This is a genomic window from Parabacteroides sp. AM58-2XD, assembly GCF_003463685.1.
In the GTDB taxonomy this organism is placed as follows: Bacteria; Bacteroidota; Bacteroidia; order Bacteroidales; family Tannerellaceae; genus Parabacteroides; species Parabacteroides segnis.
Window position 1 is genome coordinate 16,486 of sequence record NZ_QSDP01000088.1, and the last position, 10,942, is coordinate 27,427.

A 10,942-nucleotide genomic window follows, 5' to 3' on the forward strand; every position below is an offset into this window, starting at 1 on the left:
AAGCAAACCGGATAATGAGAGACAGTAGGAATACTGGCTGATAAAGAGAAAGAAAAAACGCATATTTATTTTATCTAATTATTAATATGAACAAACGAGTTATTTTGTTGAAAGATGTGTTCTGTAAACAATTCAAAAAACAGATCACACAATTGTTTCTGGTAGGTGCGATAGGCCTGGTTCCTATTTCGGCTTTTGCACAAGTCTATCAAATTACCATGAAGAAAAGTAACGCATCTTTGTCGTCTGTGATTGCGGAGATAGAGAAAGAGAGCGGCTATACTTTCTTTTATAATGATGACCAGATTAATCTGGGTAAGAAGATTTCAATCGATGTTACCGATGTTTCTCTGGATGTTGTATTGAACCATATGTTCAAGAATACAGGATACGTTTACCGTATTGTAAATAATCAGATCGTGGTTTCAAAATCATCCGAAGGGGGGATTGCACGTACATCGTCTGTGAATACGACGCAGCAGCAGAAGAGTGTCATGATCAAAGGTGTCGTGAAAGATGCGCATGGTGAGCCTGTTATCGGTGCCAGCGTGGTGGAAGCCGGTACGACAAACGGAACTGTAACTGATTTTGAAGGTAATTTTGCCTGACACTGTCAGGGAGAGATAAGCACGTGCTTATCTCTTATATTGGCTATACAACAAAAAATATTGCGTTGAAAGATGGTCAGACTTCGATTAATGTTATTTTAGAAGAAGATTCTGAATTACTGGATGAAGTAGTGGTTGTAGGTTACGGTACACAAAAGAAAGTGAACCTGACCGGCTCGGTCGCTGCGATCAGTTCGGAAGAAATCAAAGACCGTGTACAGACAAATGTACTGGCCGCTGTCCAGGGTACGGTTCCCGGCGTAACGGTTATTTCCCGTCCGGGTTCGACACCTTCAATCAATTTCCGTGGTCGCGGTAACCTGGGTACTTCTTCTCCTTTATATGTGATCGATGGTGCGATTGCTGATGCCGACTTGTTTTCGAACCTGGATCCGAACAGTATTGAGACAATCTCTTTCCTGAAAGATGCTTCTTCTTCTGCAATTTACGGTTCACGTGCCGCTTATGGTGTAGTATTGGTTACAACCAAGCGCGGTCAGAAAGAAAAAATGAATGTTTCTTACAGCGGCTATGTCGGATTGAAAATGCCGACTTACCTGCCGGACGTACTCGATTCATGGGATTATGCGACCTTGTTGAACGAAGCATTCTATAATCGCGATGCAAGCAATGGTAAAAATGCTGCTTACTCAGAAGATGAGATCAAGTGGTTCCGGGACGGTTCGAAACCGGATTATTACCCGAATACGAAATGGGCGGACCTGGTGCTCGATAATCCGGTGGTTACCACACAGCATTCGTTGAATTTTAGCGGTGGTAGCGATAAAGTACGTTTCTTCTCAGGATTGGGGTATCTGTATGATGATAAGTTCATGCCGGGACAAAGTTCGCAGCGTTATAATCTGGATATAAATGTGGCAGCCGATGTAACAAAATGGCTGACATTGAAATCGGGCGTGAAGTTTATCCGTAGTACAAATAAAACGGAACATGGAGTTGCTTCGATCGGAAATTTCCTGATGGTACCTTCTACGATGGTTGCGCAGCAGTCGAACGGTGAATGGGGTTCCATTGCCGGCGGAAAGGCAGCTACCCAGTCGTTTATGAACGGTAACCCGTTGCGTGCCCTGAGCAAGAATAATTGGTCGGACGGTAAGACCGACAATACAATGATCGATCTAGGATTCGATCTTAAACCTGTTAAAGGCTTGGTGATCTCCGGGCAAGGTGCATTCAAAGGATGGGAAAGTAAATCAAGAGGGTATACCGCTTTGCAGGATAACGTAAAGAATTTTGAAACAGGTGCTGAAATCCCTGGAACCGGTGTGTATACAAATGAAATGAATATGTTCTGGCAGAGTGAAAACCGGACCATGTATACGTTGACTGCCCGCTACGACTGGTCGAATAAGGTACATAATATCGGCATACTGGCCGGTACCTCGTACGAACATTATAAATATGAACGTCTTTATGCAAAATGGAAAGATTTTGTAACGGATGATCTGGAAGATATGACGACCGGTGGAGAGATCAGCAAAGATCAACCGGACCAGAATTCGTATGGTACGCCGCTGAGAGAATATAAAATCCTTTCTTATTTCGGTCGTTTGAATTATAGCCTGCTGGATCGTTATCTGTTTGAAGCCAACCTGCGTGCGGATGCTTCCTCCCGTTTCCATAAAGATAACCGTTGGGGGATCTTCCCGTCTTTCTCTGCCGGATGGCGTATCAACCAGGAAGATTTCATGCAACAGATCGATTGGATCAATAACCTGAAAGTCCGTGCTTCATGGGGTACGTTGGGTAATATTAATAACGTAGGTAATTACGATTATTTCCAGCTGTATAATAATGGTTCGGATTATAACTTCGACAATGAAGCGGTAAAGGGGGTATTGGAATCGAAACCGGCAAACGAGAAATTAGGCTGGGAAACGGTTGCCCTGACCGATATAGGTGTCGACTTCGATATCTTCAACGGATTACTGAGCTTAACTGCTGATTACTATGTGAAGAACACCAGCGATATCTTGCTGAGTTACAATGTGCCGTTGGAAACGGGTATCTGGTCTAACCCTTCGCAAAATATTGCCAAGGTGCGTAATAGTGGTTTTGAGTTGGCTTTGACGCATCGCAAATCGTTCGGTGATTTCTCTTATATGGTAAGTGCCAATATCGCAACCAACCATAATGAGATCAAAGACATGGGCGAATCTGACGATATTATCCAGAGTGGAGGTGACAAGATACGTTATATCCTGCGTGAAGGCGAGTCGATCGGTTCTTTCTTCGGATTGAAAACAGACGGGTTGTATACACAGGAAGAGATCGATGCCGGTCATTATTATACCTACGGTCGTAAACCGAAAGCCGGTGATATCAAGTATGTTCCGCAACGCGAAAATGTAGAATGGGGGAGTGCCATTAACGGAGAAGACCGCACGATTATCGGTAAAGATGTGCCTGATTTTACATATGGTATTAATTTGAATCTGCAATATAAAGACTTCGAACTTTCTATTTTCGGACAAGGTGTATCCGGAACAATGGCCGGTTTTGAATCTGAACAGGTTTCTGCTTTTATGTTGAACTCAAACCCGCGTAAGTTCCATCTGGGACGCTGGACGGAGGAGAATCCGAATCCGCGTGCTGTTTATCCCCGTATCTATGGCGGACACAGTTTGGATGATTATAATCAGTATTTCTCAGATTACCAGTTATTTGATGCAGACTATTTCCGTATCAAGACTATTTCTCTGGGTTATCGTGTTCCGTCTAATCTCATTTCCAAATGGGGAATGTCTTCTTTGAAATTTTTCCTGACCGGTGAAAACCTGTTTACATTGCGTGCCGATCATGTGATGAAAGATTTCGATCCTGAAGCCTCTTCCGGACGTGGTATCGGTTCGTTAGGAACCAAGTCGGTTGCTTTCGGCGTGAACGTATCTTTTTAATCGATTCAATAATTTAAAATTAAGTAAGAGTAATGGTAAATCTAAATATAAAGAAATGGGCAGTGTTTGGCTTGATAACTGCCTCTTTTACAGCTTGTGATTTGGACGTGATTCCGCCATCCGATATATCGGCAGAAAGTTTCTGGACATCGGAGAAAGATGCATGGTACGGTTTAAATGCTTGTTATGCACAAGGTAACGGTTTTGATATCTGGGATGAGATGTGTACGGATAATGCCCATAGCCATAAACCCTGGGAAGGCCCGTACGAATCTATCCAGCAAAGTGAACTGAGTACGGCGGAAGACCGTGGATATAGTTTCAGTACGGTTCGTATTGTGAACAATTTCCTGGAGAAGGTGGATAACTGTGAAATGGACGAAACCCTGAAAGAAAGGATGAAGGCGGAATCTCGTTTTTTCCGTGCTCAGGCTTATCTGGATCTGACAACTAAATTCGGAAAAGTGCCAATCGTAACAACCGTGATGGAATATGATGCGCCGAACGTTCCGCGTGATCCAGTCGATAAAGTGCAGGCTTTTATCCTGGACGAACTGGCTGCTATCGCTGCTGTCCTGCCGGACAAATACAACGGTGGTTATACAGAGGAGACCGGGCGTATCACACGTGCCGCCGCTTTGGCTTTGCGTGCACGTGCCGCACTGTATTTCGGTAATTACACGGAGGCCGAGGCTTCGGCAAACACCATTATTAAAGAAGGACACCATTCATTGTTTCGTGTGACGTCTTTGAATGAAGCACAGCGAAAAGAAGCGGAAGAATTAGGTCAGTTCATTGATTTTGAAGCAAAGGGCATGGATAAGGACAAATTCGCAAAAGGACTGTTCAGCTATGAAGCTCTTTGGCATCATGACAATGCTTCTCCTTCCAATCCTGAGTATATCCAGACCCGCGAATACATGAATGACGATAATAACAATGACTGGGCGCGTTATACGTATATCCGTCCCAGCCAGATGGGATCAGGATACTCTTCATTCGAACCGATGCAGGACTTGGTGGATGCTTATTGGGATATCGACGGCAAGACAATCCGTTCGTTGATCCCGATGGAAACCCGTAAAACAAATTTCGAGGCGATTAATGCTGAGGTGGATGGCCTGGACCAGGCAGCCTATATAGCAAAGGTTCCGACTATGGATCTTACAAAATTTGCTTATATGCAGGAGTTCCGTAACCGTGACAGCCGTTTGTATGCTTCTATCCAGTTCCCGTTCAAGGGCTGGCACGAAACAGACTTTAAAGGCGGCACGTTCTATTACAGATGGGATCCGACTAAAGCCGGACTGGACGGAAATGAGTCATGGAGTGGATATAGCTATCGTAAAATGGTGGCATTGAGTCCATATAACGATTATAACAGTTCTGATGATTATCCTGTCATCCGTTATGCCGAAGTGCTGCTTACTTTCGCTGAAGCCCGTATTGCCAATTCTGGTTGGGACGGTGAAGTGCAGGCTGCATTGAACGATCTGCGTGACCGTTGCGGAATGCCGGATGTGCCGGCTACCATGCCTTCAAAAGACGCTGCTTTGGAATTTGTACGTAATGAACGCCGTATAGAACTGGCCGGCGAAGGACATCGTTATGATGATATCCGTCGCTATGGTTCGGCCTATGGGCAGAAGGCTATGAGTGGAATTACATATGCTCCGAACGGATATAAGCTGATCGAAAAGAAATGGAACGACCGTATCCTTCTGATGCCTATACCTCAAAATGCAATGGACTTGAACCCGCTTCTGAAAGATGATCAGAATCCAGGGTATTAATTAACCTTAGTTCCGGGCCGTCCGGTATGAAGGATGGCCCGCCTTTCTTAACTTATTCGCACTTTATATATTTAAAATACTTATGAGAAGAATTGTTTATTCATTGTTTTTACTGGCTGTTTTAGCCGGTTTTACCTGTAATCAGTCGGTGGCACAGGTAAAAATGATCCCGACATCAGCTCCTGAACGTCCTGCCGGACAGGCAGATGTTTTGAACCTGGCTTGCGATCCTATCCCGACAGTACGTATTGCGTATATTGGTTTGGGTATGCGTGGAAGCGGAGCTGTTTATCGTTCTACTTTCCTGGAAGGGGTAGAGGTGAAAGCTCTTTGTGATCTGAATAGTGATTACGTGAAAAGTGCGCAAAAAACGTTGACGGATAAAAAACTACCCGCTGCCGATGAATATACCGGTTCGGAAGACTGGAAAAAGATCTGTGAACGGGATGACATCGACCTGGTTTATATTTGTACAGACTGGTTGAAATATACTCCTATGGCTGTTTATGCGATGGAGCATGGTAAACATGTGGCTGTGGAAGTTCCTGCTGCCATGTCGATCGATGAATGCTGGCAGTTGGTTAATACGGCAGAAAAGACTCGTAAGCACTGTATGATGCTTGAAAACTGTTGTTATGACTTCTTTGAAATGGCTACCTTGAATATGGCTCAACAGGGTGTATTCGGTGAGGTGATCCATGGGGAGGGGGCTTACATCCACGACCTGCGTTCATTGAATTTCTACCCGAGTGAAAAGGGCGGTTATCAGGGAATGTGGCGTTTGAAATACAACGAGGAACATACCGGAAATCCGTATCCGACCCATGGATTGGGGCCGATCTGTCAGATTATGAATATTCACAGAGGGGATAAAATGAATTATCTGGTATCCATGTCCACTAAACAGGTAGGGATGACTGAATATGCCAAAGAAACTTTCGGCACCGATTCGAAAGAAGCCAAACAGACCTATAAAGTAGGTGACATGAATACCACATTGATTCAGACGGAGAAAGGAAAAACTATTTTGATTCAGCATGATGTAACCAGTCCACGTCCGTACGACCGCCATCATGTTGTTAGCGGAACGAAAGGTTTTGCTCAGAAATATCCCGTAGAAGGTATTGCGCTGGAGCCTGAAGCACATGAATTCCTGAATAAGGCGCAAATGGATTCTATCATGGCTTTGTATGAACATCCGATAACTAAAGAGGTTGGAGAAAAAGCCCGGAAAGTAGGAGGCCATGGCGGTATGGACTTTATTATGGATTATCGCCTTATTTACTGTCTGCGTAACGGCTTGCCATTGGATCAGGATGTATATGATGCAGCCGAATGGTCCTGCCTGACCGAGCTGACGGAAACATCCGTGAAGAATGGAGGTGCCCCGGTCGAAATCCCCGATTTTACCCGTGGTGCATGGGATAAGCTGAAAGGGTTGCGGTTCGCTGAATAGTTACGGATTTAAAATCAATATCAGAGAAAGTCTCCCAGGTTATTTCCCGGGGAGACTTTTTTGATTCTCAATATATTGGCTGGGGGATTCTCCAAATTGTTTTTTGAAACATTCCCTGAAATACTTCGGAGAAGTGAATCCTGTTTGATAAGCAATTTCAGTGATGTTTAAATCACTTTTCAATAAAAGTTTGGCTGCTTGGTTTAAACGGATGTCACGAATGAAATCGTTTGGAGTTTTTCCGGTAAGATTTTTTAGTTTTTTGAAAAATGGACTTCGGCTCATGCCTGCATTTTTAGATAGGTCATCTACTTTTAAATCAGGATTGGATACATTTGCTTTTATGAATTCGATGATTTCCAGTAGAAAGGTTGCATCTTTATCTTCTGTCACAAATTCTTCTGGTTCTAAAGCGGACAATGTTGCATAGCGGCGAGATATAAGTTCTCGACTTTTTAATACGTTCTTGATCTTTGTTTTTAAAATTTCCGGATTGAACGGTTTGGTGATATAATCATCAGCACCGACTGTCAGGCCTTCTATCTGATCGGTTTCAGAACTCAAAGCTGTTATCATAATGAAAGGGATGTGGCAGGTTTGTATGTCCTGTTTGATTTGTACACAAAGTTGCTTTCCATCCATTTCTGGCATCAAAATATTGGAAATAATAATATCCGGACTGTCTTTTCGCGCTATATCCAGTGCTATGGCTCCATTTTCCGCTTCTATTACGTTATACTTATTATTCAGAATACTCTTAATAAATTCCCGGAGATCATGGTTGTCTTCTGCTATCAATATGGTTGGGGAACTTGAATTGGTTTCCTGAATATCCTGTTCGTTCAGCATTTTCGTTAGATATGCCCGGTCTTTTTCTTTATTAGGCCGATTGTTCTCTTTACCTGTCGGGATAATTATTGCTTCATTTGTTGTTGCATCTTTATAAGGAATATGAATGGTGAATATTGTACCTTTATTTACTTCACTTTCCATATCGATACTTCCATGATGTAACTCTACCAGACTTTTCACTAATGACAGGCCGATGCCGGTACCATTAGGTATATCTCCGTCTAACTGGTAGAAACGATCGAATATAAGTTTTTGTTTATTAACGGGAATTCCTTTTCCTGTGTCTTTTACCGAGAGGTTCAATAAATTACCTTTTTCCAGTGTAACACAAACTTCTACTGTCCTATTTTCAGGAGTGTATTTTATGGCGTTTGAAATTAAATTGTATAGTATTTTTTCTATAATATTGGGATCGATAGAACAGACAAAATTCTCTTTGTCGGCATGAAAGATGAGTGTAACATTTTTCTCTTCGGCTAAAGGCTGGAAGTATGCAACACCGTGTTTAATGGAAGATATAATGTCTATATTAATCGGATTAAAGGTGAAGCAACCGGATTCTACTTTTGAAAAATCCAGAAGTCTGTTCACCAGATCCAATAGTTTATAAGCATTGTTTTTTATCGTAGTGAGATAATTCTCCCGGAGGGAAACTCTGCCTTTAGTATTACTGATGGCTTCCAGTGGGCTGATAATAAGCGTTAATGGAGTTCTGAATTCGTGAGTGATATTGGAAAAGAACTGTGATTTTAACTGGTTTAATTTTTCGAGTTGTGCCCGTTCGAACTGTTCCCTGTTAAGCTGATTTTGCATTTTCAACCAATTAGTATAAATTCTGATTGAAATAAGAATAATACCGCCGATTATTATTGTATAGATAAAATAAGCCCATGTTGTTCGCCACCAGGGAGGAGGTATCGTTATTTTCAGAGAGGCTCCTTTTTCGTTCCAGACGCCGTCGTTGTTGGAGGCTTTAACCCGGAACAGGTAAGTGCCGGGATTTAAATTCGTATAGGTTGCCATGTGTTGTGTCCCGACATAGTGCCAGTTATTGTCGTAATTTTCTAATTTATAGGCGTATTGGTTTTTAGGGGTGTTTGTATAGTTGAGTGCAACGAAGTCTATGCTGAAAATAGACTGTTTAAACGGGATTGTTATCTCTTTGTTTGAAGGGATAGGGATACGTGATATATCCCCATTTGTTTTATTTTGGGGGGAATCATCATATAACCGATAGTGGGTAATGATAACCTCTGGAGCATAAGGGTTCATTTTTATTTGATCCGGGCGGAAACAGTATATTCCGTCTACGCAACCAAAGAAGAAAGTCCCGTCAGTGCCTTTTTCGAAACTCATATCATTGAATTCAGTTCCAACAATTCCATCTTTTAGCCCGAAGTTTGTGAATTGGCAAGAAGACAGTTCCAGGCAACTGAGCCAGCGGTCGGTCGATATCCAGAGTTTATTATTGGGTTCGTCGTATAATAAACCTTTGATGCTTTCGCTCGGCAGCCCGTCTTCCACCTGGAATATCCGATGCTTGTGTTCTTTGGGTGAATATTTGATGAGCCCTTGCCGTGTCCCAAGCCAAAGCGTGTCCTGGATTGGGCAGATCGGGATAATCGTGTTTGCCAGCGAATAGGGTTGTTCCGGGTTGGCGAGAAAATTTCTTGTAAAAGAATCCTCTTCCGGATCGTATAGATATAACCCGCAGTGTGTTGCTACCCAGAGCCAGTGGTTGTCGTCTTCGATAACCGAGGTTATCAAATTGGGATACATGTATTTTTTTAGTTCTTTCGTATTCCCGGGGAGAGCATGTAGCTTCGGGTCGTAGCAGAACAGTCCGCTGTTATCTGTTCCTATCCATATTCTGTGTTGGGAATCTTCATACAAAGATTTGATTGAGCTTGATGGGGATAAGCTCTTTTCTATTAGTTTGTTTATTGGCCCGGTCAAGTTTCGGGGACCGGATATGATTAGCGATTTTCTGTAAGTCCCCAGCCACAATACCCCCCGGCTGTCTTTCAGGATGGTATTGATTGTTGTTTCGCTTAGTTGGGGTATAGCAGTATTGTCGATTTCATAAGTCCTGCTATCCAGCAAATAGGCTCCTTTTGTATTCAATCCGGCTAATATTGATTGATTATCCAATGCCTTCAATGCAAAAACACAATGGGTAGTAGAAGACGCGCCATACTTGGGCGAAAGCGACAAGTGTACAAACCTGTTCCGGTTCGGATCAAATTTATTTATTCCGCCGTTGATCGTTCCTATCCATATTGTTTGTGTGGAATCTACATATAATGAAGTGATTCCTTCCGAATTGAGATTTACATTTTCGTGTGTATTGTTTATATATTGAAATTCGTCAGTATCTATATTGTAGCAAGCAAGACCATCTTCTTCAGTACCTAACAAGGCAAAAGAATCTTTATAAAAATGAATGTCCAGAATGGTCTGTCCGGATAGTTTGTTAAGGTTTTTCCCGTATAGATAAATTCCGTGACTTTGTGTACCTATCCAAAAATCTCCTTTTGGGTCAGTAGCAATGGTTGTGACTGTCTCAGAATTGAATGTTGAGTCGATTGCAGTTTGATAAAAGGCTTCTTCGATAGGATCGAAGTGCATGATACCTTTATTTCTTCCTCCTATCAGTAAAGAACTTTTGTCCTGCTCAATAGCCTTGATTCCCTGAGAAGCTCTATATATTTTGAGTCCTTCTGTGTTTAGGTCGAATGAAATCAGACACCCTTCTTCTGTTCCGATCCATAAAATATTATTTTTGTCTTCGAAAAGAGAGGAGATGTTGTAGTTGGAATGTGGGCTATCCGTGGTTTCGAAGTTGAATTGTTCGAAACAGTCTTTTTCTGAAATGTATTTGCACAAGCCTGTATTTGTTCCGATCCAAAGATTGTCTTTTGAGTCCTGATATATGTAGGAGATGTAATTATTAGGAATTGATGTCGAATCATTTTGTATATGATTGTATATGGTCATTTCGTAACCATTATATTTATTGAGTCCGTTTTTAGTGCCGATCCAAATAAGTCTGTTCTTATCCTGCTTAATATCAGTGATATAGTTTTGGGATAATCCATCGGCTGTTGTTATGTGTTCAAACCAGAAGTTAGGAAAGTTTATTCTGCTTACCTGGAGAACAAAGAAAAGGATTGATAATATTATCAAACTTGTAATTCGTATCATCTTTATAATTTTTGAGCCTTAGTACTAGGAGAACTATGTTATTAAAATTCATTTTTCAGACCAGTCAATAAGTTTATTCTTATCGGATAGTCGTCTAAGAAAAAGCTTGTT

Annotated in this window: 3 protein-coding genes and 1 pseudogene; 3 read left to right on the top strand and 1 reads right to left on the bottom strand. The window is 42.1% G+C overall.

Going from position 1 to position 10,942, the window contains the following annotated elements:
- Positions 1-86 precede the first annotated feature (86 nt).
- From DXA15_RS18640 to DXA15_RS18650, 3 genes and pseudogenes are all read left to right on the top strand, one after another.
- A pseudogene (locus tag DXA15_RS18640) lies at positions 87-3,526 on the top strand (TonB-dependent receptor).
- Positions 3,527-3,558: 32 nt separating this feature from the next.
- Positions 3,559-5,319: a RagB/SusD family nutrient uptake outer membrane protein gene (locus DXA15_RS18645; RefSeq protein ID WP_128135026.1), complete on the top strand. Its 1,761-nt coding sequence runs from the start codon at positions 3,559-3,561 to the stop codon at positions 5,317-5,319.
- Positions 5,320-5,401: 82 nt separating this feature from the next.
- Positions 5,402-6,775: a Gfo/Idh/MocA family protein gene (locus DXA15_RS18650; protein ID WP_128135027.1), complete on the top strand. Its 1,374-nt coding sequence runs from the start codon at positions 5,402-5,404 to the stop codon at positions 6,773-6,775.
- 39 nt (positions 6,776-6,814) lie between these two features.
- On the opposite strand, the gene DXA15_RS18655 is transcribed toward DXA15_RS18650, so the two are convergent.
- A complete protein-coding gene (locus DXA15_RS18655; RefSeq protein WP_128135028.1) occupies positions 6,815-10,831 on the bottom strand; it encodes a hybrid sensor histidine kinase/response regulator transcription factor in 4,017 nt (1,338 codons plus the stop codon).
- Between the last annotated feature and the right edge of the window lie 111 nt (positions 10,832-10,942).